The sequence below is a fragment of the Enterobacter sp. 168J2 genome (genome assembly GCF_034107265.1).
Lineage (GTDB): Bacteria > Pseudomonadota > Gammaproteobacteria > Enterobacterales > Enterobacteriaceae > Enterobacter > Enterobacter nematophilus.
Genome location: NZ_JAWNEB010000003.1, coordinates 360,162 through 387,099 on the forward strand (window position 1 = coordinate 360,162; position 26,938 = coordinate 387,099).

The following is a 26,938-nucleotide window of genomic DNA, read 5'->3' on the forward strand; positions in this document are numbered from 1 at the left end:
TTAGCCTTCAACCAGCCCTTATTCAAATCGTTGTTCCCGTTCACTATCTTCCCGTTGTTCACGCTCTTTTTGGCGAACGACCCACAGACTCATTTTTTCACAAACTATTTTGACAGCCTCGGCGAGATCTGGACGTTCATGTTTACTTAGCGCACCGATGGCGCTTGCTCTAGCTTGCATTAAGTTGGCCAAGCTACCAGTCCAGGATGATGGAGTGATCCGCTCAGCAAAAGACTCCAGCACAGTTAATGGCTCAGGAGAGGCCTCTAACAGTTCTATAGCAGCTTCGTGTAGGGTTAGTACATTCTGTTCATCATCCTTTGACCAGAGAGTTACACCAGCCGCAATGGCAGCCCAAACGTTGGGATCATTTCTGGCACGGCACCATTCAATCAAGACGCTAGTACTTACATCAGCAAGAGGAGAACGGCGTAAACCGCCACGTCGAATAAAGAACTGTCTTCTCTGCTGCTGTTCCTCGGTGCATTCAAAAATGCAATTGAGAAATGATTCAGGCATTAACGCAACAGTTGTTGCTATAGTCTTCTCGAATCCCAAAAAATATCCATAGTGTTCATCAATGACATTGAAAATTGCGTCCAACCACTCAATTTTTTTGGCCTCATTACCATCGAAACGCAATGCGGCATCGATAACTCGTTCCATGTAAAAATCAATTGTCCCTCTTTGGCCTCTGTCGCTGTTTTTAACCCGCTGGATTGCAGCAGCAAGACCAATCAACCGAAAGTCTGCGCCAAGCATATCTGTCGATTTGTCTTTACCATGCAGTCTCATGGAGAGCGCATGCAAAATTACATTATCTCCGCTTGCTTTACTCAGGAGTTGCTCAGCAAGCTCGAGAAGACGAATTCTCGGCAAATTGGCGTATTGTTCTCGCCATAAAATCGACTCATACATGAAAGGGCGAATGTCTGGATCTTCCAAATGCTTCATGCAGCGATCCAAATCATTTACTGTAAATTTCCCCCAAGGATGCAAGCCAACCAATACCTGTCGAAGTTCAGGATGCTGCGCACATTGGTCGAGAAACTTCTGTGCTAATGATGGATCGACAGAGTCAACTTCTTCGATGAATCCCCCAATAACTCCAAAGTCTTTGTTAGCATCTGGCTGTTTTTCAATTTGTTCAACAAGTCGCTGCCAGCCAATACTTAGATCATGTGCCCCTCGAGCAAGTCCTCGACCAAAGACAGCGCGATAAGGCATTCCACCGATGGAGAACAGATCTGCTCCTAACTCCTCAAGAACATGATTTGATAAGGCAAAGTCCTGTCCCAATTGAAGTGCTTTAGCTTCAAGTCGTTTTCCGGCTGCGGTATATTTATCGGAGTCCTTATGATCAAAATCCGCATCCAGTGCCCAATAATCATCATTTATACTCAACACGTATGTCTTTATTGTTGGAATTAACGCAATGGGCTCCAGCTCCTTCTCTAAGGCAGCAAGACTATCCGGCAACTGCTCAACATCATCTCCATCGCTACGCTTGGTATAGTCATAATAGACCGTTGAACGAACGGCTTTCCAACCTTCCCCCCAAGGACTTAAAGCATTTAATGTACGGGCAGCATCGACGAGTTTGTCTCGCATTGCTTCTTGAAACCAAATTCCCCTGAATTTGTCAGCCAGGATTGATCTTGCAGGCCTTTCAAGCTCAGGAGCTCCGGATGCCGCTAAATGGATAATTACGTCAATAAAGGCGCTGCGCCATTCGACAAGTTCATCATAGTTGGGTTCGTATCCATAGTCTCTTGGTCGAGCTCCAAACTCACCAACCCCAAACCCTGACCACGGTGGGCCATCCAGGGCGGTTGACAGCATCTTGAAGGCCAAAGATCTACGCGTAATAATGTTTGATGCAATGCATTCGTTCATTAAAGCAATACGCTGGCTTAGTGATGCATGAGTACCAGACAGATACGCCTGGAAAAACCTTGGGACCATGTTTCGAGCAGAGTCCAGGTCATTATTATCGGCTTCGTCCTCTGCCATTTGAATAAGAAGCCTGGCGCATCGTTCAAAGGCGTTCGGTTCGTATGCCATCATTTGTAAAAGACGCAGAATACTACGTCGCTGCGGATTGTAGCCCGGTTCCATACCTTTGAAATCAGATGATGAGAGTACGGCCTCAATTCTGTTGAGCAATGCTTCAGGTGCAACCGGTCCGATATACCCAAGTATTCGTAACGAAATATCATTTAACTCGGCTATTCTTCCTAGCATTCCTTCAGGCTGAAGCCAGGCTTCTACAATTTCTTTCGCAACAAGATGGTCATGCAACAACCCCAAGCGATGCGAAAAAGACATTAATAAACGCTCACAACCCGGAGCTTCAAAAGTCGCCCTAAGTTGATCGACGGGAATACTGTCGAGTGCGGATGCTGCCAATCTGTTAGCAATGGCATGAGGTAAGATAGCTCTCCAGTGAGATCTTTTCTGAACGATATGACGTTCCATCAGCTTCGTAACGGCTTTAAATAACTGGGTTCTGGAATACCCAAAGAGCGCCCCTAATATTTCCAGTTCGTCGGTAGCAGCATCTGTACTAGATACCGAGAATGAATATACCAGTGACAATATTTCAGCTTGCTCCCGTAAATTACCATCAGGATGATTACGCTGTTCAAACAAGCGATTAAATAACTGCGCATCAGAAAGTAGAGCCAAACTCTCGCCTTCCTCCCCTCTCTCAGCTATAGCCAAAGCAACTCTTGCATTCCCATCTGCAAACTCAGCAATACGACGGGCATTATTCTGACCAATAGAAGGAAAGCGACGGATAAGAAGTTGCTCTGCCACCTCTGGACCATCTGTCTCAATATGGATGACCTCGGTTGTCTGTGGTTTGTCATCCCTAATGTCGTACTCGATTGTGATGAGGCTTACTTCTTTTCCTGTGGCTGATACCTTGCTGGCAAGCGAAGCATGGAGTTCTGATGGACAATTATCAAGGATCATAATTGCTCGTCGGTCCTCAGCGATAAGCTTATCAAGCATTGCTGTAGCCGACGGTACTGGCTCAGAGCCAGTATCAACATAAATAGCTACTGTCCGGTCAAGCGCATCTGTTCCAACAGTTTCATCAAAGAGCGCCTGAACGATCCGAGTTTTCCCGACACCAGACAATCCTGTAATACGAACTGCCTTATTCGTCGAACGAATAAGGGCTCGCATTGGGCTAATTGCTTCATCAATTTTAAGTTTTTGCCCCTTTCCCGACGGTAAAGTAATGGTTACACCTGGGGCTGAGATTAAAGTGTCTGTAACACCTTGGGGTGGATTGCTCCAGGCTCCATAGGGTTGCCAACCGGAATACCCTTGCCCAAGCTTCCCTTTTACCCACAGCATGACTGATGAATGTTGGCGTAGCCATTGAATGAGTTTGGAACGGTCGTAGAAATCGAGATGAAGATTGCTTTTGTTAGGATCATCTTTTACTGCATCCCTCATCGCTTTGAGACGATCCGCCTTTCCTGACGGCGAGCAATCATCACCCAGGCTGACAATGATGTAGCTACCTTGCTTTCTGGCTTGTTCAGAGATTATGGGTGAAAGCGCGTTGCCGGTGCCCATTTCCTTCTCAATTGTAGCCTTTGGCATTTTATGTTTCTTTGCCTGAAAGACCGTATTAGGCCTTATAAGAAAGCCTGGTTTCAGTTGATCAACTGGAACCTGAACATGGATATCAATTCCTCCGTCAGGGGCTGTAATTGAGCCAGACCAATTTACACATGCAGGGCTATGACCATGTATTGCCACTTCAGCTTCTGCTAGCCGAGCTATCAGCTCTTCTAGCTGAGTATCGGAGAGCCGAAGTAATTCATCCTTTTCAATGTCAAAGATTGCCACGCATTCACCTTAGTAAAAATTTTTTGCCCTGGTTCTTACACTATGTATACATATTCATGCGCCCCGAACTCTTAAGAGCAAGCAAGCGCTGTTTAAGTTTTTTTGCTTTGCCAGGATGGAATCTGGCCAATAAATGAACTAGTCCCAATGTTTGTGCATAAGGGCCCTTATCGAACTCGAGAATTTCGCCCCTAAGAATGGCTTGCTCCAAATGATGGACTGCCGATCGTATCTGACTTTGCTTGGCGGAAGAGAGACCAGGTTTTGAATTCACCGAAAGCTTGGTAACCTCCATCCGTTGCCCAGATGTTCTGATTTCATGTTTAGCTCGTTTAGGCTGGTAACCGTGCCTGGAAAGCATGCCATAAATCGAGGCTATCACATTCGTTTTAGTTGGTTTATCAAGAAAGTTTACTGACGAGACGGCGATATCATCAACGTATCGGGAATAAATTATTCCTCTTGCTCGTAAACTGGCTTGCAGTGCCGGTTCATGTTTCCAAAACGCCAAGTTAGCCAGAAATGAACTAGTGATGGCACCCTGAGGTAGCTCCCCTTGTCGGGTCGTCAGCTTGGTTAAACATTCAGCTACTTCATTATCGAAGCCAAAGAAATGTTGCCATATGTTATGCACTATTGTGTCTGAAGTTGACGGGAAAAAACGCGTGATATCTTCATTAATAACAATCGTAGAACCAGCGTGTAAAGTTGCATTGGTTTTATAATCACAACCTTTCAGACTACCTGTCAAATATGCTGGATAAACAACGTAATCAAGAATATTGCGCCTGATATTGCGTTGTACTTTTTTTAGAGGTGCATATGCATCCCAAGTCTGGCGCGTACTTCCGTCAGGCTTAGTGATCGTGCTGGCGAGACGGTACATATGGTCCGCACGATTGGCTAGATTAAGTAGTTCGATATGAGAGATGTTCAGCGCTTTTGATAGCGCTGTCATACTGCTGATGCGTCGTTTGCTATAGAAGGGGGAGTCAGACGGAGTGTGAATCATTAAGCAGCTCCAACGCAGTACGCGCAAGTTCTCCCTGGAGTCCTTTATCAATACCGTTAAGATCACCGGCCTCTGCTGCAATAAAGAAAATAATGCTGACAGGAATGTTGAGAGCAGAAGCAATGCTGTTAAGGGTTGAAAGCGTCGGATCTCGCTTATTGTTTTCGAGCATGGAAAGATAAGAAACAGAACATTCTGCCTTCAGAGCTAAATCCGTCTGTGATATTCCCCTTCTGGTTCGGCATAACTTGATAGCCTGTCCGATATTCATAATTAACTCCGCAAATAAATATTGGGCCTGCTGCGTCTTGGCTCTGTTGCATTATTTCATCCAATCATCAATGTTTGTGATCAAACGAACTACAACGTCAATAATACGCAGTGCCCGGAAGACGATATCGTCAAACCGGAACCCGCTTCTTACCGGGCTGTCAAGATGTATGCGTAACTGACGCAATACATCTTCCAGCTCTGCCAGAGCGCCAGCATCGAGTTGGCTGCAGTGAGCATCGCGCAGCTTTTCAAGCGTTGCGATGGTGTTCTTTAAAGTATCGTGATTCATGTTGCTCTCCTTTGAATCGGCAAAACGCCGAAGCCCCGTAACAAGGCGATGGCCGAAAGGAGCCAACCCGATGCGCAAGCCCAACACCAGTCTTCGCGACGATGAAGCCCCGTTAATTCCGATAGTGCAGTTGCCTAGTAGTCGCGTATCGCGACTGGCTACAAATCACCATCATGACGAACGTGCTTCAGACTGACCGATGACGCTAGTCTGCCCGTCAAAATCTCCAACACCGGATGAAGGAGCGGCCTGATAAGCAGGCAATTACGCTAGACCTTCGCTGTTACGATGAGAACAATCATTTTAAAGAACACAGCTCAGGCGGAACGCCTGACCTGTGATAAGTAAAGCATTCCTTTCGGTATTTGGCAATAGAATTTTACTGTCAGTGAAATTCTATTGCCTAATCAGTACACCTTTTATCTGCGGCTTCATGTTGAGTAGACAGAACCGCTATACTGGTTTGCGTTTGCAGCAGGTCCCCTTCAGTTTGCTAACGTAATAAGTTGAACTTGTGCAGACAAGGCTCGCACGGGCTTTAACTTGCTCTGTCTGTGAACCAGTGAAGCTTCTAACAATAGGTCGATTGATACATGCATTTTGGGAGATGGTGTGCGATGAGTAAGCTGTTGTTCCGTCTGGCGGCATGGCGTGCTCGCCGTCGCGCGAAGCCTAATGCTGATATGGTAAGGAACGAACAGCCGGACGGAGGGATTGGGGCTGAAGCGCCGATTCGGACAGCATCCGAAGATCGCCTTAGAAGGTCCGGATTCGCGGCTCGTATAGCCGATGTTCTTTCGGAGCTTAGTTTGCGCGAAGGCCGAGTGTTCGCTATTCGTGGGGGATGGGGCTTCGGCAAATCATCACTGAAAAACCTTATCACCGAACGGCTCGATGCCAAGAGCAGTGGAGCGGACTGGCTCGACTTTAACCCATGGCAATGGGGAGACGGCGATGCAATCGCCCGCGCGCTATTTGGCCAGATAGCAGATCGATTGGGAGGCGAGCATTCGAAGGCTGCACTCGATCGTGCCGAAGCACTGCGACGCTACGGAGCGATCCTTACCGGGGTCAGTAAGCCTCTTAAAGAGGCTGGGAGTTCAGGCCTTCTAATCTCGACGGTGCTAACAAATGCTTCGGTTATAGCGATCGCGTCGGCTATTGGATATGACCTTCCGACAGTTGCAAAGGTTGCGGCTGTTCTTGCCTTTCTCTCGGTCGGAGTACCTCTTCTCGGACGCGTACTATCGTATCTCGGGCGTGACCATAGCGGCGAGTCTCTCGACAAGGTACGCAGAGCACTTGAGGTTCGTCTTCGCGAACTTGACCGGCCGCTGGTTGTCTTCGTCGACGACATTGACCGGCTCGAGCCTGAGCAGATTAGGATGCTGCTTCGGCAGGTAAAGGCGAATGCTAATCTACCGAATATTGTTTTTGTGCTCCTGTTCCAGCCCAGTATCGTAGAGCGAGCGCTAGATCCGGTTGCCGACAACGACGGTCGAGCCTTCCTTGAAAAGATCGTGCAGGCTAACTTTGATTTACCAGCCGTACCGACATCTTTCGTGCATCGTATGTTCGAGGAAGAACTCTCTGAAATAGCGGGCCCATACGCGACTGAGGCCAACGGGTTCTCTCAGAGACGCTGGGGTAACGCTTGCATTGGCTGCATCCAGCCCCTGCTTCGCAACATGCGTGATGCACGTCGTCTCATCTCGTCTATTGCTGTACACATGCCACTGCATGTGGTCGGCAACGTATTCGAGGTGAACATTGTAGATTTCTTGCTTCTGGAAACACTCCGGGTCTTCGAACCAGACCTCCACGATGCACTGTTCCGTGAGAGAGGATTGGTTCTCCAGGAAGGGCGCTTCTTCCGTGATGGCCGTCGGGAGGTGGACCAAACAGCAGCTAAGGAACTTCTTGAGATCGTCTCAGAAGAGCGCCGTAATATCATTCGTGATGCGCTTAAAGACTTATTTCCTCCCCTTGAATGGGCATATGGGGGGACGAACCATGCAGACGGTTTCCATCGCCGGTGGTTGATGGAGAAAAGAGTATGTACTTCGCGCTACTTCCCACGTTACTTTGAACTTCAAACGTCGGTTGGAGAAATGTCTGAGCGCCGTTTCGTTGATTTTCTCGATGCAACAGCGACAGAGGACGAGCTCCTTGCTGCAATCGCAGCCGTCGAAGCTGACGGGCTGCTGAATTCGCTCGTTGCGAGGCTCGACGAATCCGTCGATCGATTACCGTCCGAGAACGCAGCTGTTCTACTCCCTGGAATGTTCAGAATCGCTGAAAAATTAGCAGGCACGAACATTGGCACTTTCAATTCGTCATATATGGCAGCGTGGCGAGCGACAAATTGGTACCTGAAGGGGATTCCTGAAGATGTTCGAGGCAGTTTGGCTCTTGAAGCACTCCGTAAAACTGAAGCACTATCCGTTGCTTCAATCCTGATCCATCTTAGCGATCCCAACGATCGGGATGAGGGCGAGAGTAGAGCCTTCGAGCCAGCGTTAGATCTCAACACCGTTGGGGCAATGAAAGCTGAATGGTTGCGGTTAATAAGGAGCCGCGCAGCAGACGGCGATGCGCTGATTGCTGAACCGGATCTCATATCACTGCTCTATCGCTGGAAAAACTATACAGATTCAATGGACGAACCTCGAGAGTGGGTGAGGAAAGCCATTCAAACCAACCAAGGCTTTGCAACTATGGTCACACGCCTGATGAGCCGAGGTACGACCCATACTTACGGTGATCGCGTCTCCACTCAGCACAACAGTTTCAATAAAGAGACAATTGACGACTTTATTGGCATTGATGTGGCGAAGGCTAAGTGTGATGCGATTAATCCCGCCCAGTTCCCTGAGCATGAAGAGGCTCTGAGAACTCTGCTTAGATATCTCGAAAAGTGGCTCGGATTGAGGACAAACGACATTTCCGATTTCTAGTAGGAAGTTGCTGCTGACATCAAAATTTCAATTTGAGTATTAAACGCAACTGAGAATTAAGCCTAAACATGGGCTGGCAAAAGTATAGCGGTATTAGGCGCGCTATTTAGCTGAGTATCAGAGAGTCGAAGTAATTCGTCTTTTTCTATGTCAAAGATTGCCACGCCTCACCTTAGTGAAAATTTATGTCATGGTTCAAAAACTATGGGCAATTATTAGTTCGTTCATCGCTCTTAAGAGCAAGTAAGTGTTGTCTTAGTTTTTTCGCTATGCTGGGCCCAGCCAATAAATGAACCTAGCTCAATGTTTGTATAAAAGGGGCTTTATCGAACTCGATTATTTCGCCCCTTTGAAAGGGTAACTCCGAGCATAGCTATATCATGGCATACTCAGTATAAAGGCATACTACACCCCTAGAATTTATCCCGAACTGAGTGTGCACGGCACCCTAAAAAAACATAAAATTCGCCATTAAAACAGACCTTTTGTCATGGATGTTAAAGCCCGTGTACGGTGTCCTCCTCATCATGCCGACGGCTTAAATTTGGGCATGTAAGAAAACCTGGCCACGGTGCTTTTCCTCCAAACAAATTCTCCATTCGTTTATTGCTAGGCTTCTGGAAACGGGAATTCAGCTTCGACAAAACAATAGGCCAGTATTGCAGAAAAATATCACTGCTATCAGTATGTTCATGCCCGATTGTCAAAAATCTTTCGTCGACGACTTGCAAAAATATAACTGAATTACACCAGAAAGATTCTGCGGTGGACGCCTGCTGCATCAATTTGAACCAGTGAAGCGTCCATAAATGACGCTGATAGGAGTCACTGGCGCTTTTGAAGGATTTTTGGAGAAGACCCGAACACGTATTTGCCTTAAGCGTGTTGTCCGAAAGTTCATTCTGACCTAAATACCCCGCCATCATGATGCCCCTGGCTTTGAGCACAGGCCAGGATGATTTACAACACTTCCGAGTGTATTGCAGTAATTTTTCACTCTGCTGACAGAACAGGGCTGCCCAAACTTCATGGGCAAGCCGATTGTTATTTTCCGCTAGAGCTAATCGACGCCAGCGCAATGCCTCAATCTCAGGGCTGTCGAACGAAGACCAGACCGCAACAGCACAAAGATCAAGTTCGGCCTCGGTAAACACAACGCGACAGAAAGGAACAACGTGCTCAAGGCGTTCAAAAAGACGAACTGACACTTCTGGATGCTGAGCCGAGATGGCCTGTGCAAGTGTTAGTCCTATATGTCTGACCTGGTGGAGAACATCCACATTTTTGTTTTCAAGGAATAGGTTTGCCCATGCAAGTGAACGCTCAGGTTCAGCCCTCACCAGAGCTGCAATGTCGTCAGGATAATAATGGTTAGTCAGATCAGATAGATTTAATTTGGTAAGTATGTCTTTGATGTCATGATAATTATGTTGAATACGTTGCTGTTGCTTTTCGAAGTTATCCATCTCCTGAAGTGCCATTAGTGATCTCATGTCCTCACCATCCTCTCGCTTAGGAACGGCAACCTCACTAAGATGGTGAAATGTATAAGCCCTATCATCTGTCGACCTCAGAAACAGTTTAAGCTGCAGGGTCCCCACATCAACTGTCTGCTGAAAGGCATTATTCAAGAGTACGTCAAAATACTGCGCAGCATCTCTAGCAATTTCTCCGTTATAAATGCCTGCCAATTGAGCAATATGGAAATAGGTTAAGTGCGTTTTCCCTTCTTCCCAACTGATGATGTTTTGATTAATTGCCTTGAGCAGCAAGGCTGAGAAGTGCCACTGCTCGTACTGATGTGATGATGTGATTGATTCAGACATCACGATCTCGGCACCGCAACGTAACGCAATCGGGTCATTCACGTTTATCAGCATCTTCAGCGTAAGATGTCGGACGCTTTGCGATGTACTACTGAGCAGTTGCGGAAGGGCATTTACTAGGCTCGCAGGTAACGGGCCAGTCTTAGGATGAAACAGTAACGATGTTAGCTGCTCATCCGTATCGCCATTAGCTAACGCCGCAAGTACGTTCTTTTCAGTATCCTGCCAGTCCAGTGTTTTTAAGCTGTCACTGAGCGACATAATAAGTTTATCTCCATAGCGGAGTGTCCTTAAAACGGAGATTTGTTCATTAGCACTCAATTGATGAAAAGCCAGAATCAATTGGAACTGCTGCATCAGTTCCGATTCCTCGTCTAGAGATGACCATGCTGACCGGTCGTCTCTGGTGCTGCTGGTCACTCGTCTAACGAGTTTTCTTGCGATATCAGGAGTTATTAATGCCCTATGCGGTAAGAGGGCAAAAATACCCTGTCGTAGTGGGAGGCCGCTTCGGCACAGAATATCTTCAACAAGTTTGAGGTGATTATCGATAGCTATCTGAGGTTGGTAACGGGCAAGAGAGGTGGTTGCCCCCGTAAAGAATGTTTCTTGATAACCGATGCCGAAGGAATTGAAGAGCTTGCTTACATCCAATTTGCTGTGTTTATCTGCCGTTTGGCTGACATTGCTGGATTCTGGATTAGCCGGGTTACAGGGGTCAGCTTCACACCATGATTCATTGATATGCCAACCTTTGATGTCCGAACTATTGTCACGTAACTGATGTGCAAGCATCTCGGCGAGTTGCGCATCGTCAGAATTACCTGTCGCCATCAAAAGATTAATAGCTGTCCATTTACCTGTACATGAACTTTTGTTATGTACAAAAAACGTCCATTGTTCCCGCAAGTGGGAACGGACGTTTTGCCAGTCAATTGAGTTAAACGCGATCAAGTCGCGGAATGTCTGCCAGGGAGCGCCATAATCCTGATTTATATTAGAAGCAAAATTCCATTTAACTAACGCATTAATATGCGGCATTAAAGCCTTTCCTGCAAAAAGCTTCATTGCTAGTGAATGCAGTGCCGATAAACTATCTGTGTCTTTTAAGACTAATGTTCTGAATATTTCTTTTTCTTCAGCTGACAATAGGACAATTTTATGCTCACTTTCTTTTTGTCGTTTTTCACTTTCAGCCTGTATGTCAGCATCACGCTGAACGACCCCCACTGACCATCGAGGGATTAGAGTTGGACTCCATACAAGCCAGTTATTAGCTGCTGTCAGAATTTTTTCCGCAGATGAGGTGTGTCGGGAGGCGTGCAGGAGCGCATCTTCAATCCAATAATGCTGTGGGAGATTGATATCACGTAGTGCATGATGTTCACAGGCATTGATGAATATTTCAGGCCGACGTCGCGCTAGAGCCATAAATGCAGGGGTAAGTAGCGCGTCGGGATTTTGCAGTCCGGCAAAACTAACTAGTATGGCAACGCCGCTTGCAACAGGATACTGCCTTTCCAGGCTGGCAATGGTGAGGGCTGCAAAGAGAGTATCCGACGTCTTATCAAGCGCGATGATGGGCTCGACGACGGAGGCCATTACCTCATCAAGATCTTTATGATTTCTGGCTGCTTTATTGACAATATCAAGGATAGCCATCCCAAGAGCTAGGCTAAGTCCTTCAGGATGAATACGATAGCGCGTTGTGTCTTCAGGCAAGGGGGTAAAAAAACGCCCGTCAATAACCGCCTGCAACCCTCCCTCAAAAACACTGTTAAGTTCAGCATTGAAAATATCAATATCTTCATTGTCTTTGATTTCGATCCGCTCAAGCACTTCCTGTCCGAACGAGCGCAGCTTATTACTGAATAGCTCTGCAGAGAGTTCATAGCTTTCTCGTTGGCTGACTTTAATGTGCTCAAACAACATCAACGATACACTTAGCTCTGCTAAATCATGCAATTGTTCTGCACTAAATAGTTCTAATGCAATTCCAAGCATGCGTGGATTAAGCAGGCTGGTTGCTACGCTCTCACTAAGTTTTCTTCCTGCAATGCTGATATGGCGTAAAGCGAGTATTGAGTCTCGTTCTTCTGCCGACCATTCCGGGACTGGCCTTTTTATAATGGGTGTTGCCAGTCTGGATTCAACATTTTGAGTAAAATAATGCTTTCTGGACGTCACGATCAGCTTGCCACCCAGACCCTGAAGAAATTCACTCAGCCTGTCGATGAAATGTGCCCAGCGGATCGCTGGACGTTGGTTTATACCGTCAAGTATGACAATAAATCCACATGCGGGGCGTTTTGTGCTATCGGACCAAGTCCTGAATTGTTCCTGCCAGAATTTGGTGTGAAGTGATAGATCTCCCTGACAACTATGACACAGGGCGTTAACGACGACAGCAGAGATATCATTACAAGGTTCCTCTATGTCTTCGGCCCTAATAAACGCTGTAAGTGGCTTTACAGAAACGGACAGCCAGTATTGTGCTACCAGCCATGACTTACCATTACCCTCTGCTCCCGTTACGACGATTACTCCGCCCTCAGGTAAGGTTGATAGTTCGTCGGAAAATTGCTTCATGAGCGCAGTGCGTGTAAGTACGAACCCTGAGGCACCCGGACATAGCACTTGCCCAAGTCTTGTTTTTGAGCGGATTTTATTTGACAGTGTCTCCTTCAACCATTGTTCATTAACAGAGCAAAGTTGCTGAACCGAGAACATTTGTTCTGGAAAAAGCCGTTGTTTTAATTCTTCGAAACGTTCATGCATTGTTTGAGATTGCATTCTCATCAAGTTGCCCAACTCCGGATCTTTAAGTCCGCTGAGCGTGCCTTCCGTAATGGCCGTGACAGCTTGATATATAATATCTTTTGCTCTGTTTTCAGTTTCCCCTGTTTTAGCTACGTAGCTTTCAATTAATACCTGCTCACTCTCAAAGGGATTTATGTTTCCAGTTAATTTTTGTACTGCAAGGTTTTTGAGGTGTTCCTGAACCTCAGCGACATTAAGCCACTCCTTAACGTGAGGCATTGCAAATGTTTCCGTGGCTACAATCTTACTCTCCAGTAGTAAAACCCAACGCTTCCAGTTCGGCTGTAATGCTGAAGGTTCTACGCCAAGATGTACCAGTGTTACTTCCATGACACTGTAGAGTGAATGTTTTTCTTGTTCTGGGTGCATCAGAGCCTTCCGCTCTGCTAACGGACGTTGTATTCGGGTCCAGATGCCTTTGCAAATTGACAAAAAGGGGCGAATTAAAATGGAATACTTCACGTCCTTATGCTCCAAAGATAAATAAAGGTCACTGTATAGATGGCGATACTAGCTTCTAAAGTACACCGAATCTGTCGGGGAAATGCGCGCTTCATGAGGTTCAAGTTGTCGTGTCATCTCATCGTTTATGTGCTGAATATTTTTTCTATCGTTGGTTGATACAAAATCACATATGCCATTGAACAAAAAATGAAATAGAAAAGGTATCATATCACTATGCTGAGTTCATTTTTCAATCACAACTGCCCTTTAGGGCCATGCTCACTTGTCACATATTAGACGGAAATATGGATTTTTATCTAGAGGAGCCCAAATGCTTGGGCTATCTTGGTTCACATAAGTCACCCAACCAACCGCATTCCCCTTGTCCCACCTTCAATCATACTTCCATTATCTGCAACTTTCACAAAGTCAGCCCACCACTGCATCATCGGGCGTCGTTGCTCAAGATAGTCGCTGCGGTTGTAAGCGCGACGTACTTCATTTTTGTCTACATGAGCCAGTGCTGCTTCAATGACATCAGGCGGGAATCCTTCCTCATTGAGTGCCGTACTAGCGATAGAGCGTAAACCGTGTGATACGAGTACGCCTCCTAATCCAGCACGCTTAAGTGCGGCATTAACTGTTTGGCTGTTCATTGGCTGGGTTGGTTTGATGCGACTGGGAAAGATAAACTCTCGGCCACCACTGAGTGACTTCATCATTTCCAGAATAGAAAGAGCCTCATCGGAAAGTGGAACCGTATGGTCCCGGTTCATCTTCATTCGAGCTGCAGGAATTTTCCATTCGCTAGCATTGAAATCGATCTCATCCCATCGAGCCTCAGCAGCTTCGGCAGGGCGGGTGATGGTGAGAAGTTGCCACATGAACAGGCATCTTGTGGACATGCTGATACTTGCCGTACGCATGGTCTGCATTAGCTGCGGAAGTTGATCCGGCCGGATGCTTGGCATGTTTTTCTTTTGCGGTTTCTCAAAAGCTTTTCCGATGTTTACACTAGGAACAGCATCAATCAGGCCTGTGTTCTGCGCATAAATCATGACTTCGTTAATACGCTGACAAAGGCGGCGAACAGTCTCTAATGCACCTCTGGCCTGAACCGGCTGTACTGCTTTAACCAGAGTATGAGCCTTAATCTCAGTGACACTGATATCACCGATTGCCGGGAAAACATCTCTCTCAAGCGAGCGCCAGATATCGTCGGCATAGTCCTCTGTTATGCTGGCTTTCTTTACATTCCACCAACGCTCGGCAACTACCAAGAAGGTGTTGGTTTTGGCCTCTTGAGAATTCCTCACCTGTTCTTTCTGATGTTCCTGAGGATCAATATCTTTTGCCAATAAAACTCGAGATTCGGCTCTGAGTTTACGTGCATCAGAAAGTGAGACGGCAGGGTAGGCACCGAAGCTCTGCTTGGTTCGCTGCTTTGTCAGAGGTCGATAATAACGGAACTGCCAGAGCTTACTACCACTGGACTTGATTAACAGAGTAAGCCCGTCACCATCATACAGCTGGTAATCGGCATCTTTAGGTTTGGCGGCTTTGATTTCCGTATCGGTTAACGGCTTGGTTTTTCTTGCCATGGGGAGTCTCCATGCGTTTAGGCCCAACGAAAACAATAGAGCTTTTCGTTGGGCCTATCAATGGGCCTAAAAGGTTCGGATTTAATTAGTTCTCTTCAGACTTCGCAGGACAAATCGAAGGCACAAAAAAGCCCGCAGGGCTTGCGCCGTGCGGGCTCTTAGGACTTCATCGGATGACTCTGGTAATCACCGATGGAGAATTTTGGTGGAGCTGGCGGGAGTTGAACCCGCGTCCGAAATTTCTACATACCATTTTTACTATAGAAAAAACAATGATTTGTTAATAAAATCAGCAGGTTGTTTTTACTTGGTATAATCTCATTTTATGCGTTTTTAGTTTTCTGTCGCCATCTTGCCGCCATTCTGTTGGAGATCTTTTCTCGTCACTGTCGTGATAGTAGTATCAGAGTTTATGTTTCTTCATTATTTTTACTTGATCGGTTTCGCCAGCGATTTTTTCAAAATCTTGGAATAGTGCTGGAGCGTCATTATTAACAATGTTATATAATTTTTCAGATACAGTTCTCATTTCGTAATCTCCTTCTATTGCACCTCGCATTTCAAAGAAATGACGTAGTGCCCGAGCATTAGCGGTAACGATTATTTTAGTCTCTGTTGCATTCGGTAAAATTGAGCGTGATGCACTTCTAAGAGCACGCATTTTCTCTTTTCGACTATCATACAGTTCGCTTTCTTCTATGGCCTTTAGCGATCTTTTATAAAATTCTAGACTACTTTCAATATGTTCACACCATGACTGAAATAAAGCTGCATCATTTTTTACTTCAATCGGAACAACGAATTCTGCCTCAGACTCATCATGATATTGCTGTGATAATTGACTATATGAAAATCCTACTCTGTGCCTAACTAACTGATGAGTAAATGCTCTCGAAACACCTGATATTAAAAATGTCCAATTAAGATGTTCTAATACACTTTCATGCCCTTGGGATATCAAATTAAATATATATTGGTTTGTGTCCCTAGGAGATTGTTTACTCTCTCCAAACGACATGTAGCAAAGTCTACCGGCCGCTTCAACAAGATGCTCAGAGTTACTCCCTTGTCCTCTGCGTACCCATTGCATACCTTGTTTAGCTAAAAAATCATCAAACACCCCATCTTCGAATGATGGATGGGATAGGCAATTAATTGATAATTCAGATATTTTTATCATTTATTATTCCCTTGCTGATTTTGGTCTTTATGAATTGTATCATTTGCTCCCGGTAATCGTGAAATTTGATCGTTAAACCTTGATGTTAAAGTTTTTAGGTTATTAATTTCTTTTTCCTGTTGCGAAATGATCACTTGTAAGTCTTTTGTTTTATCGAAGCTATTAGAAATTGTTTGAAAAAGAAGAGGGATGGCGATACTTATCACTGAAATCATGACTGCAACAATTGTGAGCAAGCCGAATGTCCACTTTCTAAGTATTTTTGTAATTTCTGAAGGGATTCTCGACTCTAATCCTGCAAAGTCCTTACCCATTCTATCCAACTGCTCATCATCTAATTTTGTAACTATTTTACCTTGATACCCCGCAGTCAATGTAGTTGTTTTGAAGAGAAGCATTTTTGCTACTGCAGAATTTTCACTTATTTGGAAAGGTTCTTTAGACATATTGACTAAATAAACTGATATTATACCTTTATAACCAGGGTCAATATGCCCAGGATTCGTCATCACAATCCCGTTCTTAGAAAGGGTATTTCTGGGGAAAACAATACCACCTAAGTCATTGGCAAGTTTAAAATTTTCGTTTAACTCAAGAATTACAGTTTCACCCGGTTGAAGAAGGTGACTTTTTCTGGTTTTATTATTGTTTTTACAGTCAGGTATATGGATTTTTTTGACCGAAAGATCAATGCTTGAGGATTGAACTTTGTAGGCATTTTTTGCTACAGAAGCTGGATCGAATACCCTTCCATTTTGTATCTCTATATTTAAATCATGTTCTGAAAGCATTATATTTCCTTTTTCTATTTAGTCATAATTTCAGGTTGGATAATGGGTTTTTTGTAACTGCATCCTCCAAATGCTCTGGTGCGAAATGCGCGTAAATCATGGTCATTTTTATATCGGCATGGCCCAAGATATCGCGTAGGACAAGGATATTTCCGCCATTCATCATAAAGTGGCTGGCGAATGTGTGACGCAGGACGTGGGTGCATTGGCCCTCTGGCAAATGAATACCGGCTCGCTTTACAGCACGTTCAAAAGCTTTCCTGCATGGAGTAAATAACTTCCCTCTGTTTTGGGGAAGTTCGTTATACAGTTCCTGAGATATGGGGACAGTTCGGTTTCTTTTACCTTTTGTCTTGGTATAGGTAATCCGGTATTTAGTTAACTGGTGTCCCTGCAGGTTTTCAGCTTCACTCCAGCGTGCCCCGGTTGCCAGGCAGATTTTTGCAATCATCAGCAGGCTGGAACTTTGAGAGTCAGCGCACGCATCAAGCAGACGTTTGATTTCTTCTAGGGCCAGAAACGCCAGTTCACCTTCTGCTATTTTAAAAGTTGGCAGCCCGGCGAGCGGGTTGGGGGCTGACCAGTGGCCTAGTTTTTTCAGCGTACCAAAGACTGATGACAGGTTGCGTTGCTCAAGGTTTACCGTTCGGGGCTTAACTGGTGACATAAGCGCGCCATCTTCATTCCGCACTTCACCTTTTAAACGTGCTTCACGATATTTTGTAAAGTCACCGGCTGTCAGTTCGGAAGCGACGGGATCGCCCAGCCCATTGCAGATAATATTCAGTTTAGCCATTAGGCGCTTAGGGTCTGCGAGCGTCTGGCCGTAAAGGGAGTGCCATTGCTCAATCAGTTCAGACAAACGCCGCCGATCTTCCTTTTCTCCCAGCCACGGCTTTTTGTTCACTTCATCCATGGTGAAGTTTTCAAATGCTACAGCCTCGCCCTTTGTCGCAAATTGCTTGCGGACACGCTTGCCGTCACGCCCGTTAGGGTAACACTCGCACAACCATTTTCCGTTCGGCTGTTTTCTGATGGTCATATCAAAGGCTCTTGATGATTTTCAATGCGCGGCCAACAACCTCGATATCATCCAGGCTGCACTCAAACGAAGAATCATCTTGATGCACAACTAATCTGTTTCCCGGAAGACGAGTTAGCTTAACAATGCTTTTTATCCCGTCGATATCGACCAACCACATCCCATTCACTGGTGGTGTCTGGTTACGGTCAACTAAATATGAATCGCCATTAGTATTTACAAGAAGCAGCTCGCTTGAGTCAGGGGGAAGTAGGCTGCTATCAATGATGGCCTTCCCGGCTTCAACCAACGAACCTCCTATAAGGCTAGCTTTGTCGATCTCTGGCGATACAAGCTCAGAAAGAGGTTTTACCTTGCTGGAGTTCACGAAATTGATACTTTTTTTATCATCAATTTTTGTTCCTGGTTCGCCTTGTCCTGTAGTTAGCCAGAGTAAAGAAACTCCTGTTTCAAGGGCGCATTGAATCACCCATTCTGCAGGGAAGCTGTCTCTTAAGTATCTGTTTGCCATGGTGCTTTTAGATGCGCCTAGGTGATCGCATAGCTGCTGTCTGGACTTGAAATCATAGGCAGCCATCAACCTATGGATAGCCTCTCTACCTCCTGTATTCTCGCCAGCCTTCACCTGTATCATTTTTTAATCCTATTGACGTATCAAATATTGGATCGTAGTATCTCGTTTGTTCAAATATTGAATCACATAAAACAAGATAAAACGACATAAACCAAACCTTAACTGAGAGATACTGCACTATGAGCACAGATATTTCAATTCGTGTACCAAAAGAGATGGCTACGCCTGCGGAATTCGCCGAATGGGAAGGCATTTCCCGCGGCTCTGTTTATCAAAAAATTCACCATGGTCAGCTTGCTAAATACATGGTTAAGAAAGAAAAAAATAAGGGTCGTGTAAGCCTGCGGTACCTGATGTACAAAACCGATCAGGTTCGTGAGTCCCTTGGTCATTCCAACTTCCGCGTTGTTGTTGGTCAGTAAGTTCAATTATGAGAACTTTCTAAGAGGCTCACATGTTTGATTATAAGATTTCCAAACATCCACACTTTGAAGAGGCCTGCCGGGCTTTCGCACTGCGTCACAACATGGCGAAGCTGGCAGAACGCGCGGGAATGAATGTCCAGACGCTGCGCAACAAGCTGAACCCGGACCAGCCGCATCAGCTCACACCGCCTGAAATCTGGCTGCTTACCGATCTCACTGAGGACTCCACCCTGGTTGACGGCTTCCTGGCACAGATTCACTGCCTGCCATGCGTACCGATGAACGAAGTGGCAAAAGAGAAGCTGCCGCACTACGTCATGAGCGCCACCGCTGAGATAGGGCGCGTTGCTGCCGGTGCTGTTACTGGCGATGTGAAAACCACTGCCGGACGCCGAGATGTGATCAGCAGCATTAACTCAGTGACTCGCCTGATGGCACTGGCTGCCGTTTCCATGCAGGCCCGCCTGCAGGCCAACCCCGCGATGGCAAGTGCGGTGGACACCGTAACGGGCCTTGGCGCTTCGTTCGGCATCATCTGAGGTGATTATGCTGACTAAAGAACCGTCATTCGCATCGCTTTTAGTTAAACAAAGCCAGGGTATGCACTGCGGCCATGGCTGGATTATTGGGAAAGATGGCAAGCGCTGGCACCCGTCCCGCTCTCAAGATGAACTGCTGGCAGGGCTGACCACTACCAAACGGGGGAAACCATGGCTATTGAAGGCGCTGCGGCGACTGTTCCATTAAGCCCGGGTCAACGTATGGAAGGGCTGAACCGAATAGCGGAATTAAGGGCAAATGTGTTTGGTCTGAATATCGAGCCAGAGCTTGAAAGGTTTATTAAAGATATGCGCGACCGCCGCGATATAAACCATAAGCAAAATGAACGCGCACTGGCAGCCATATTCTTTATGGCAAAAATTCCGGCAGAACGTCACGGCGTCAATATTAGTGATCTGACTACTGACGAAAAGCGGGAACTGGTTAAAGCAATGAATCATTTTCGTGCAGTGGTGAGCTTATTTCCCAAACGGCTAACCATGCCGAATTAACCCACAACAGAAATTAATGGCGTAAACCCGCCGGGCATTCTTTTGCCCAAATTCAGGAGAAAGAACAATGCAGAACGAATTACCAAAAATGTTTGTACCAGAAACCGACCAGCTTATGGCGGTGATTGATATTGCCAAACGTGAGGAGCGCAAAGGACGCGCACTCGCAGTTTCAATCCGTCTTGAGGCGCTGGCAACCCATATAACCAACAAAGGGTTAAACGGTATTGAAGCGGCTGAACTGCTGCGCCGCGAAGCAACCCGCTACGAAAACGAATCACAGGAGCTGCACTAATGGCTGACTCTATGGACCTCGTACAGCAGCGCGTTGAAGAACAGCTGCAGCGCCACATTCATACCGCGCGCAACAGGGCGCCGGGCATTTCCCGTGTGCTTTGCATCGAGTGCGATGCACCGATCCCTCCAGCGCGCCGCCGTGCCCTTCCGGGCGTGCAGTGCTGCGTAACATGTCAGGAAATCGTTGAGCTGAAAGGGAAGCATTACACCCGAGGCGCGGTGTGAGCTTCGGAGCCAGTCACTGATGTCTGAATTAATAAAAGACAAAGGCGGCCCGACCGTGGCCGCTGGGGCTTTCCCATGGAACGGCCCGAAAAAAGCACTAAACCCCTACATGGACCCGGTGGAAGTTGCGCCGGTTTCTGCGCTTTCAAACCTGATCACTCTCTATGCTGCGGATAACGAGCAGGAGCAGCTGCGCCGCGAGGCCCTGAGTAATGAGGTCTGGGAACGCTATTTCTACAATGAATCCCGTGATCCTGTTCAGCGGGAAATGGAGCAGGACCAGCTGATAAGCCGCGCCAAAATGGCCCGCGAACAGCAGCAATTTAATCCCGATCTGGTCATCGTTGCTGACGTGAGCGCCCAACCGGCGCATATCAGTAAGCCGCTGCTTGAACGGATTAAATATTTCGAGGGCCTGGGCAAGCCGAAGGCATATTCCCGCTATCTGCGTGAAACAATCAGGCCGTGCCTTGAACGCCTTGAGCGCGTGCGTACCAGCCAGGTTTCTGCGTCATTCCGTTTTATGGCGAGCCACGACGGGCTGGAGGGCCTGCTGGTCCTGCCAGAAATGAACCAGGAGCAGGTCAAGCGGTTATCTACCCTGGTGGCGGCACACATGAGCATGTGTCTGGGGGCTGCCTGCGGAGAGCTGTTTACGGATGAAGACGTTACGCCGGAAGAGATACGCCGATCATGGGAAAGGGTGGCCGCTGAGGCCATGCGCCTTGATGTTATCCCGCCTGCTTTCGAGCAGCTGCGCCGCAAAAAGCATCGTCGTAAGCCGGTCCCATACGAGCTTATCCCGGGCTCGCTTGCCCGTATGCTTTGCGCGGACTGGTGGTATCGCAAGCTGTGGCAGATGCGCTGTGAATGGCGGGAAGAACAGCTGCGCGCCGTCTGCCTGGTTAACAAAAAGGCCTCCCCGTATGTCAGCTATGAGGCCGTGATCCACAAACGCGAACAGCGCCGCAAATCTCTGGAGTTTTTCCGCTCGCATGAGCTGGTTAACGCCGAAGGTGACACGCTGGATATGGAAGAAGTGGTAAACGCCAGCAGCAGCAATCCGGCGCACCGGCGCAACGAAATGATGGCCTGCGTTAAGGGGCTGGAGCTGATCGCGGAAATGCGTGGCGAATGCGCCGTGTTCTATACCATCACCTGCCCGTCACGCTTTCACGCCACGCTTAACAATGGCAGGCCAAACCCGAAATGGACCAGTGCCACGGTCCGGCAGAGCAGTGATTACCTGGTGAATATGTTCGCCGCCTTCCGTAAGGCGATGCACAAAGCCGGGCTGCGCTGGTATGGCGTCCGCGTTGCTGAACCACACCATGACGGCACCGTGCACTGGCACCTGCTGTGCTTCATGCGCAAAAAAGACCGCAAATCCATCACCGCGCTGCTGCGTAAATTCGCCATTCGTGAGGATCGGGAGGAGCTGGGCACCAATACCGGGCCGCGCTTCAAGTCTGAGCTTATCAACCCGCGCAAGGGCACGCCGACCAGCTATATCGCCAAATACATCAGTAAAAACATCGACGGGCGCGGGCTGGCCCAGGAAATCAGTAAAGAAACGGGCAGATCATTGCGCGATAACGCTGAGAACGTAAACGCCTGGGCTTCGCTGCACCGTGTCCAGCAATTCCGCTTCTTTGGTATCCCTGGCCGCCAGGCGTACCGCGAGCTGCGCCTTTTGGCCGGACAGGCTGCCAGGGTGCAGGGTGACAAGAAGGCAGGCGCGCCGGTACTGGAAAACCCGCGTCTGGATGCTGTGCTGGCCGCAGCTGATGCTGGCTGTTTTGCCACCTACATCATGAAGCAGGGCGGCGTCCTGGTTCCCCGTAAACATCACCTTGTCAGGACTGCCTACGAGCTCAACGAGGAGCCGAGCGCCTACGGCGATCATGGTGTTCGTATTTATGGCATCTGGTCCCCGATCATTGAGGGCCGGATCTGCACTCATGCAGTGAAGTGGAAAATGGTTCGGAAAGCCGTTGACCTTCAGGAGGCGACAGCCGACCAGGGCGCTAGCGCCCCTTGGACTCGTGGCAATAACTGTCCCCCTGTTGAAATTTTGAACCAATCAGGGGGGGGATTACCTGAAACCGGAGAGACAGAGGAACAATTGGACCTTCACGATCTGAGTGCGAAGGAACGTCGGGAGCTGACAGCCAGGCTGAGGCTGGTAAAACCGAAGCGGCGGAAAGGGGACAAACAGGAAATTAACGATCAGCAGCGTCAGCAGCTCGACGCTGAGTTGAGGTCCAGAGGGTTTGAAGCGAGTGAAACAGAGGTGGATCTGCTTTTGCGTGGCGGCAGCATTCCGTCCGGGGCCGGGCTGCGTATTTTCTACCGCAACCAGCGCCTGCAGGAAGATGATAAATGGCGGCAGTGGTATTGAAGTATGTGTTACATATCCCTGCTTAACCTTAGCTAATCCGCTAAAATGGCCCTGGTGATTTGATCTATTGGAATAAACTCATGAATGTAAGGAATTACCTTAACCGTTTTAACGAAAAGCAATCCCCCGCGCGGATTAGCCTGAATTACGACACAGCAATTAACTATGATATGTACGCGGTTTATATTGTTGACCCAGCGACAGGTAATGAGTGCGTTTTTGAAAGCTATGACGGACAGAAGGTCCATGCCCGCTATCGGATGGATGTTAATGGAGAGTTTGATGGCAAGGTAGAACTCGATCCAGATGAACTCACGGCGGAATCATTTTCAGGTATCTATTTTTATCATGCACATCAGGCTGAATTTAAAAATTTACGGCAGCTTAATTTCTGGGAAGTATGGAAGTTTCAGTGGAAAGCAGATCGCGATAATAAGGCGAATGCGCGTGAAAAATACCAATACAGAAAGCAGAAACAGTCTGTAAGGGACAGTATGGATGTTCTGAATGCAGTGATTGAGTTGCATCTTCAGAATGGTGATCCGCTGGGGGTAAATATCATTGCTGTCATGGAGAGAGTGCATAGCCGGTTATGGTTTTCTCATGGCGATAAAGAAAGAATGAAACGTGAAATGAGCCTTTGGCTTAATGCATTCGCTGAAAGTGGTGAACTAAAGAAAGTCGATGAATTTCGTTTTATGCCAGAGGGGCGGGCGCTTATGACTCGTAAGCGTTACATAGATGATGCTACGAAGTATCAAGAGACAACCTCAATTCAAAAACGGATGTTATGGGCAACGTTCTTCTCAGCTTTAGCCGCTGCAGCAAGTGCTTCATCAGTGCTCAAGGAAATTTTTAAATGGTTGTGGCAACTTGGCCAAGCCGCATGGAAACTTGTTTTTTAACTGTTTGTGTTTCTTGCCCCCCCCCATCAGACCTGTCTGATTGAAACTAAAAAAAGGGTTTTACAAATAGAAACCCCTCGTATACTGTATGTATAAACAGTGGATATACATACAGTTATGTGTATCCAGTAGTGGTGATAGGAGGGAAAATGCAGGATTACCTTTTGGAGTCGTTGAAGCTCCAGCGCATTGATTTTTTTATCAAGCTTGTAGCGGCTAGTGAGTGTGATGATGCCGAAAAGCAGCTGGCTCTTCAGTGGGCTTCTGAGTTGACCGATGAGCTGATGGCGAAAATTCGTAGCCATGAATACAGCCGATCAATGGATATTTCCAGTTAGGGGTCCCTATGCGAATTGAGATAATGATCGATAAAGAGCAGAAGATTAGCCAAGCAACCCTAGACGCTCTGGAGTCCGAGCTTTACCGCAACCTGCAGCCTATCTATCCAAAGACAGCTATCCGCATCCGTAAAGGGTCGGCAAACGGCGTTGAGCTGAGTGGCTTAAAGCTTGATGAAGACAAAAAGCGGGTAATGGAAATTATGCAGCAGGTTTGGGAAGACGACAGCTGGCTGCACTAAGGAACGTTGCTGACGTAAGAACTTGATTCTGACGTAAGCAAGGTTGAACAACGAGAGTAGCGAGGCGTTAGCCATGGGTAAAAAAGACAGTAATCACCAGATTATCTATCGGGGCCAGGTGTTGGAACGGTTTACCCCTGGCGGCTGGGTCTTCTTTCAACGTCCAAAGGAGTGCGGCGGAGGTTTTTGGTTAGGTCGCACCTATGAGGACTGCTTCTGGCTTGAGCTGGAATTTCCCGTTTCGCTATATGACGGCCTGGGGTTTTTGATGGAAGTCACCATGGTAGAGCAGCGCAGTGATGAATTTGACGCGAATTATTTCCTGTTTGATTAAATTCGCTGTGGTGCATGTCTATGCCGCATGAATCCGCATGATCGTTTGAGGATCGTTTTAGCTGAGGCCCGCCAGGAATGGCGGGCTTTTGCTTATGTCATGCAGGCGCATGAAAACCGCTACATAAAGCGGGCAGGCGTGGCGGGGCTACGAGCGCGCGCTGATACTAATCACGAGTGAATTTTCTCAGAATTGATATAATTTTGTTGCTACGAGCGTTTTTGATGGTAACTTAACTTTTATGTATTGATTTTATTGAATTTTACACTGAGAAGAAGGATTTGTTTTATGGCTGAACTATTACCTCAAACGACTTCTATACAAACCATTTATTCTTGGTTTACGGAAGGTAAGATTTTTGTTAATAGACGTTATCAAAGAAAATTAGTTTGGACTGCATTAGAAAAACAAAAATTAATTGAGTCCATACAAAAGAAATACCCAATCCCAGCAGTTCTTCTTGCCGAAAGGGAAAATGACCTTGGCACATATGAAATAATAGATGGTCTACAAAGGTTGCATGCAATAATGTCTTTCATCGAGACAGGATATGAATCACTCGATGGGAAACGCTTTAATCTTGAAGCTTTTCCGACCGCGAAAAACCGGGCTGACGAAGGTAAATTTACAGCAGTAAAAACTGATAATATGTTAAGTCAGCGCGAAGTTACTCAGTTATTGGATTATTCGCTAGCTATGTCTATTATGCGCAATGCAACTGAGAACGAAATTAACGATGTTTTTGATAGAATTAATACATATGGTCATAGGCTTAGCGATCAAGAAAGACGCCAGGCGGGTATACAAAATAAATTTTCAAACATGGTTAGGGATATAGCGTGTTCTCTTAGAGGTGATGTGTCTGACGATATATTGCTTTTAGAGAAAATGCCATCTATTAGTATAGATTTACCGCTAACAAAACATGGTTATCAAGTTCAATCAGAAGATGTTTTTTGGGTAAAGCATGGAATCTTACGTTCAACAGACCTTCGTGACAGTATGGATGAGCAGTGCATTGCAGATATAGCAGCATGTATTGTTGGTGGTAAATTAATTGACCGTTCCAAAGATGCACTTGATCAAATTTATAATAATGAAGAAAATGAATATGGTCGTATCGGGTCTGCTATTAATGTTTATGGTGAAGATAAATTCGCAGAGGAGTTTAAGTTTTGCATTCAAGAAATAACAAAGGTTTGTAATAGTGATGGAGAAGTTAAGCTCAGGGATTTAATTTTTACAAAACGTACTACAAATGCCTTCCCAGCTATATTTGCTGTGCTATTTATTGCATTTCACGAACTACTTATTAAAGAAAATAAAAAGATAAATAACTATAAAGGTGTTAGGGATAATCTTAATAACGTAGTCACTCGTTTGGATACGAAAAGGTCTGCTACTGGCGGGGATGAAAGGAGGAAGAATATTAATTCTATTATTGGATTAATTAAAGATAATTTTATCGATAATACTGATAGTAGTCATATATATAACTCTCATAATACTATTGATATAGAAGATATTTTGCGAAGATCTGAAATCGAACTTGCAAACTATGAACTGAAACAGGGTTTGTTAATGCTAGGTGGGAATCGAGATCTTGATAATAGTATTCATGATAAAATATTCTCAACAATATGTGCCATTGCTAATATTGGAAAGGGTAATAAAAATGGCGTGATTGGTAAGTTATTGATTGGTGTGACAGATAAGTCAAGTGATACAAGTAGAGTAAAAGAGCTTGATGATATCGATGCACACGTTGTTGGTGAGCGAAGTGTTGTTGGCGTAAAAAGAGAGGCTGCAAGGCTTGGCATATCAATGGAGGAGTATTACAGGCGTTTCTGTGATGAATTAAAAAAATCGACTTTAAGCGAACCTCTAAAGTCACAAGTTGTGAGTTTAATAGACTATAATGATTTTTATGGATATGGTGTAATAGTTATTACAGTTCCACTTCTAACAAATTATTCTAGTTATAATGGGGATATTTATTATCGTTCTGGTGATAATACAAAAAAAGCTACTGTTATAGAA

23 protein-coding genes are annotated in these 26,938 nt (G+C 46.3%); 13 read left to right on the forward strand and 10 right to left on the reverse strand.

Annotation, left to right across the window (positions count from 1 at the left end; genetic code table 11):
- Positions 1-18: 18 nt before the first annotated feature.
- The 4 genes from USG84_RS12260 to USG84_RS12275 are packed head-to-tail and all read right to left on the reverse strand — an operon-like array spanning position 19 to position 5,444.
- The gene (locus tag USG84_RS12260; RefSeq protein WP_151412869.1) at positions 19-3,870 is read right to left on the reverse strand and encodes a hypothetical protein; all 3,852 of its coding nucleotides are present in this window, start codon (positions 3,868-3,870) and stop codon (positions 19-21) included.
- Positions 3,871-3,910: 40 nt separating this feature from the next.
- A complete protein-coding gene (locus tag USG84_RS12265; RefSeq protein WP_151412868.1) occupies positions 3,911-4,882 on the reverse strand; it encodes a reverse transcriptase family protein in 972 nt (323 codons plus the stop codon).
- Positions 4,863-5,153: a helix-turn-helix domain-containing protein gene (locus USG84_RS12270; RefSeq protein ID WP_115459362.1), complete on the reverse strand. Its 291-nt coding sequence runs from the start codon at positions 5,151-5,153 to the stop codon at positions 4,863-4,865. The genes USG84_RS12265 and USG84_RS12270 overlap by 20 nt, the downstream gene beginning before the upstream one ends.
- A gap of 51 nt (positions 5,154-5,204) precedes the next feature.
- Positions 5,205-5,444 (reverse strand): hypothetical protein, encoded by a 240-nt coding sequence (locus USG84_RS12275; RefSeq protein WP_055317743.1) that lies wholly within the window; start codon positions 5,442-5,444, stop codon positions 5,205-5,207.
- Positions 5,445-6,061: 617 nt separating this feature from the next.
- Between USG84_RS12275 and USG84_RS12280 the strand changes: the two genes are divergently transcribed.
- Complete coding sequence (locus tag USG84_RS12280) at positions 6,062-8,401, forward strand: P-loop NTPase fold protein (protein WP_320738287.1); 2,340 nt, start codon at positions 6,062-6,064, stop codon at positions 8,399-8,401.
- 497 nt (positions 8,402-8,898) lie between these two features.
- Here the strand turns inward: USG84_RS12280 and USG84_RS12285 are convergent, their stop codons facing one another.
- The 6 genes from USG84_RS12285 to USG84_RS12310 form a co-directional block, all read right to left on the reverse strand.
- Positions 8,899-13,416 carry a hypothetical protein gene (locus tag USG84_RS12285; RefSeq protein ID WP_320738288.1) on the reverse strand — a complete coding sequence of 1,506 codons (4,518 nt, stop codon included), beginning with the start codon at positions 13,414-13,416 and terminating at the stop codon, positions 8,899-8,901.
- A gap of 434 nt (positions 13,417-13,850) precedes the next feature.
- The gene (locus USG84_RS12290; protein ID WP_253543090.1) at positions 13,851-15,092 is read right to left on the reverse strand and encodes an integrase; all 1,242 of its coding nucleotides are present in this window, start codon (positions 15,090-15,092) and stop codon (positions 13,851-13,853) included.
- Positions 15,093-15,495: 403 nt separating this feature from the next.
- Positions 15,496-16,272: an FAD-dependent thymidylate synthase gene (gene thyX, locus USG84_RS12295; protein WP_063249727.1), complete on the reverse strand. Its 777-nt coding sequence runs from the start codon at positions 16,270-16,272 to the stop codon at positions 15,496-15,498.
- Positions 16,269-17,063: a dCTP deaminase domain-containing protein gene (locus USG84_RS12300; protein ID WP_063249729.1), complete on the reverse strand. Its 795-nt coding sequence runs from the start codon at positions 17,061-17,063 to the stop codon at positions 16,269-16,271. Before USG84_RS12300 ends, thyX begins: the two co-directional genes overlap by 4 nt.
- A gap of 22 nt (positions 17,064-17,085) precedes the next feature.
- A complete protein-coding gene (locus tag USG84_RS12305; protein ID WP_063249731.1) occupies positions 17,086-18,105 on the reverse strand; it encodes a site-specific integrase in 1,020 nt (339 codons plus the stop codon).
- Between the two features lies 1 nt (position 18,106).
- On the reverse strand, positions 18,107-18,739 hold the full coding sequence (locus USG84_RS12310) for a phage repressor protein CI (protein ID WP_047726625.1): 633 nt from the start codon (positions 18,737-18,739) through the stop codon (positions 18,107-18,109).
- A 119-nt stretch (positions 18,740-18,858) separates the two neighbouring features.
- Between USG84_RS12310 and USG84_RS12315 the strand changes: the two genes are divergently transcribed.
- The 12 genes from USG84_RS12315 to USG84_RS12370 form a co-directional block, all read left to right on the forward strand.
- Positions 18,859-19,101: a Rha family transcriptional regulator gene (locus tag USG84_RS12315; protein ID WP_032636666.1), complete on the forward strand. Its 243-nt coding sequence runs from the start codon at positions 18,859-18,861 to the stop codon at positions 19,099-19,101.
- 32 nt (positions 19,102-19,133) lie between these two features.
- The gene (locus tag USG84_RS12320) at positions 19,134-19,643 is read left to right on the forward strand and encodes a phage regulatory CII family protein (protein WP_000460863.1); all 510 of its coding nucleotides are present in this window, start codon (positions 19,134-19,136) and stop codon (positions 19,641-19,643) included.
- A gap of 7 nt (positions 19,644-19,650) precedes the next feature.
- Positions 19,651-19,851 carry a phage filamentation protein Fil family protein gene (locus USG84_RS12325; RefSeq protein WP_074143873.1) on the forward strand — a complete coding sequence of 67 codons (201 nt, stop codon included), beginning with the start codon at positions 19,651-19,653 and terminating at the stop codon, positions 19,849-19,851.
- A complete protein-coding gene (locus USG84_RS12330) occupies positions 19,815-20,156 on the forward strand; it encodes a DUF5347 family protein (RefSeq protein WP_000963476.1) in 342 nt (113 codons plus the stop codon). The genes USG84_RS12325 and USG84_RS12330 overlap by 37 nt, the downstream gene beginning before the upstream one ends.
- 67 nt (positions 20,157-20,223) lie before the next feature.
- A complete protein-coding gene (locus USG84_RS12335; protein ID WP_029740052.1) occupies positions 20,224-20,451 on the forward strand; it encodes a DUF2732 family protein in 228 nt (75 codons plus the stop codon).
- The gene (locus tag USG84_RS12340) at positions 20,451-20,678 is read left to right on the forward strand and encodes a TraR/DksA family transcriptional regulator (RefSeq protein ID WP_063249736.1); all 228 of its coding nucleotides are present in this window, start codon (positions 20,451-20,453) and stop codon (positions 20,676-20,678) included. Before USG84_RS12335 ends, USG84_RS12340 begins: the two co-directional genes overlap by 1 nt.
- A 19-nt stretch (positions 20,679-20,697) precedes the next feature.
- Positions 20,698-23,079 carry a replication endonuclease gene (locus USG84_RS12345; protein WP_248113415.1) on the forward strand — a complete coding sequence of 794 codons (2,382 nt, stop codon included), beginning with the start codon at positions 20,698-20,700 and terminating at the stop codon, positions 23,077-23,079.
- Between the two features lie 80 nt (positions 23,080-23,159).
- A complete protein-coding gene (locus USG84_RS12350) occupies positions 23,160-23,984 on the forward strand; it encodes a hypothetical protein (RefSeq protein ID WP_248113417.1) in 825 nt (274 codons plus the stop codon).
- A gap of 149 nt (positions 23,985-24,133) precedes the next feature.
- The gene (locus tag USG84_RS12355) at positions 24,134-24,322 is read left to right on the forward strand and encodes a hypothetical protein (protein WP_032252350.1); all 189 of its coding nucleotides are present in this window, start codon (positions 24,134-24,136) and stop codon (positions 24,320-24,322) included.
- An 8-nt stretch (positions 24,323-24,330) separates the two neighbouring features.
- Entirely contained in the window at positions 24,331-24,564 is a 234-nt protein-coding gene (locus USG84_RS12360) for a DinI family protein (RefSeq protein ID WP_151412952.1), read from the forward strand.
- 73 nt (positions 24,565-24,637) lie between these two features.
- Entirely contained in the window at positions 24,638-24,898 is a 261-nt protein-coding gene (locus USG84_RS12365) for a hypothetical protein (protein WP_151412951.1), read from the forward strand.
- Positions 24,899-25,186: 288 nt separating this feature from the next.
- Positions 25,187-26,938 (forward strand): DUF262 domain-containing protein (locus tag USG84_RS12370; protein ID WP_320738289.1); only part of this gene is annotated, 1,752 nt, incomplete at its 3' end.

Bases quoted from the DNA above. Each gene is read 5' to 3' on its own strand.
- USG84_RS12265 (WP_151412868.1), bottom strand. From the start codon at position 4,882: ATGATTCACACTCCGTCTGACTCCCCCTTCTATAGCAAACGACGCATC.
- USG84_RS12270 (WP_115459362.1), bottom strand. From the start codon at position 5,153: ATGAATATCGGACAGGCTATCAAGTTATGCCGAACCAGAAGGGGAATA.
- USG84_RS12275 (WP_055317743.1), bottom strand. From the start codon at position 5,444: ATGAATCACGATACTTTAAAGAACACCATCGCAACGCTTGAAAAGCTG.
- USG84_RS12280 (WP_320738287.1), top strand. From the start codon at position 6,062: ATGAGTAAGCTGTTGTTCCGTCTGGCGGCATGGCGTGCTCGCCGTCGC.
- USG84_RS12285 (WP_320738288.1), bottom strand. From the start codon at position 13,416: ATGCACCCAGAACAAGAAAAACATTCACTCTACAGTGTCATGGAAGTA.
- USG84_RS12290 (WP_253543090.1), bottom strand. From the start codon at position 15,092: ATGGCAAGAAAAACCAAGCCGTTAACCGATACGGAAATCAAAGCCGCC.
- thyX (WP_063249727.1), bottom strand. From the start codon at position 16,272: ATGATAAAAATATCTGAATTATCAATTAATTGCCTATCCCATCCATCA.
- USG84_RS12300 (WP_063249729.1), bottom strand. From the start codon at position 17,063: ATGCTTTCAGAACATGATTTAAATATAGAGATACAAAATGGAAGGGTA.
- USG84_RS12305 (WP_063249731.1), bottom strand. From the start codon at position 18,105: ATGACCATCAGAAAACAGCCGAACGGAAAATGGTTGTGCGAGTGTTAC.
- USG84_RS12310 (WP_047726625.1), bottom strand. From the start codon at position 18,739: ATGATACAGGTGAAGGCTGGCGAGAATACAGGAGGTAGAGAGGCTATC.
- USG84_RS12315 (WP_032636666.1), top strand. From the start codon at position 18,859: ATGAGCACAGATATTTCAATTCGTGTACCAAAAGAGATGGCTACGCCT.
- USG84_RS12320 (WP_000460863.1), top strand. From the start codon at position 19,134: ATGTTTGATTATAAGATTTCCAAACATCCACACTTTGAAGAGGCCTGC.
- USG84_RS12325 (WP_074143873.1), top strand. From the start codon at position 19,651: ATGCTGACTAAAGAACCGTCATTCGCATCGCTTTTAGTTAAACAAAGC.
- USG84_RS12330 (WP_000963476.1), top strand. From the start codon at position 19,815: ATGGCTATTGAAGGCGCTGCGGCGACTGTTCCATTAAGCCCGGGTCAA.
- USG84_RS12335 (WP_029740052.1), top strand. From the start codon at position 20,224: ATGCAGAACGAATTACCAAAAATGTTTGTACCAGAAACCGACCAGCTT.
- USG84_RS12340 (WP_063249736.1), top strand. From the start codon at position 20,451: ATGGCTGACTCTATGGACCTCGTACAGCAGCGCGTTGAAGAACAGCTG.
- USG84_RS12345 (WP_248113415.1), top strand. From the start codon at position 20,698: ATGTCTGAATTAATAAAAGACAAAGGCGGCCCGACCGTGGCCGCTGGG.
- USG84_RS12350 (WP_248113417.1), top strand. From the start codon at position 23,160: ATGAATGTAAGGAATTACCTTAACCGTTTTAACGAAAAGCAATCCCCC.
- USG84_RS12355 (WP_032252350.1), top strand. From the start codon at position 24,134: ATGCAGGATTACCTTTTGGAGTCGTTGAAGCTCCAGCGCATTGATTTT.
- USG84_RS12360 (WP_151412952.1), top strand. From the start codon at position 24,331: ATGCGAATTGAGATAATGATCGATAAAGAGCAGAAGATTAGCCAAGCA.
- USG84_RS12365 (WP_151412951.1), top strand. From the start codon at position 24,638: ATGGGTAAAAAAGACAGTAATCACCAGATTATCTATCGGGGCCAGGTG.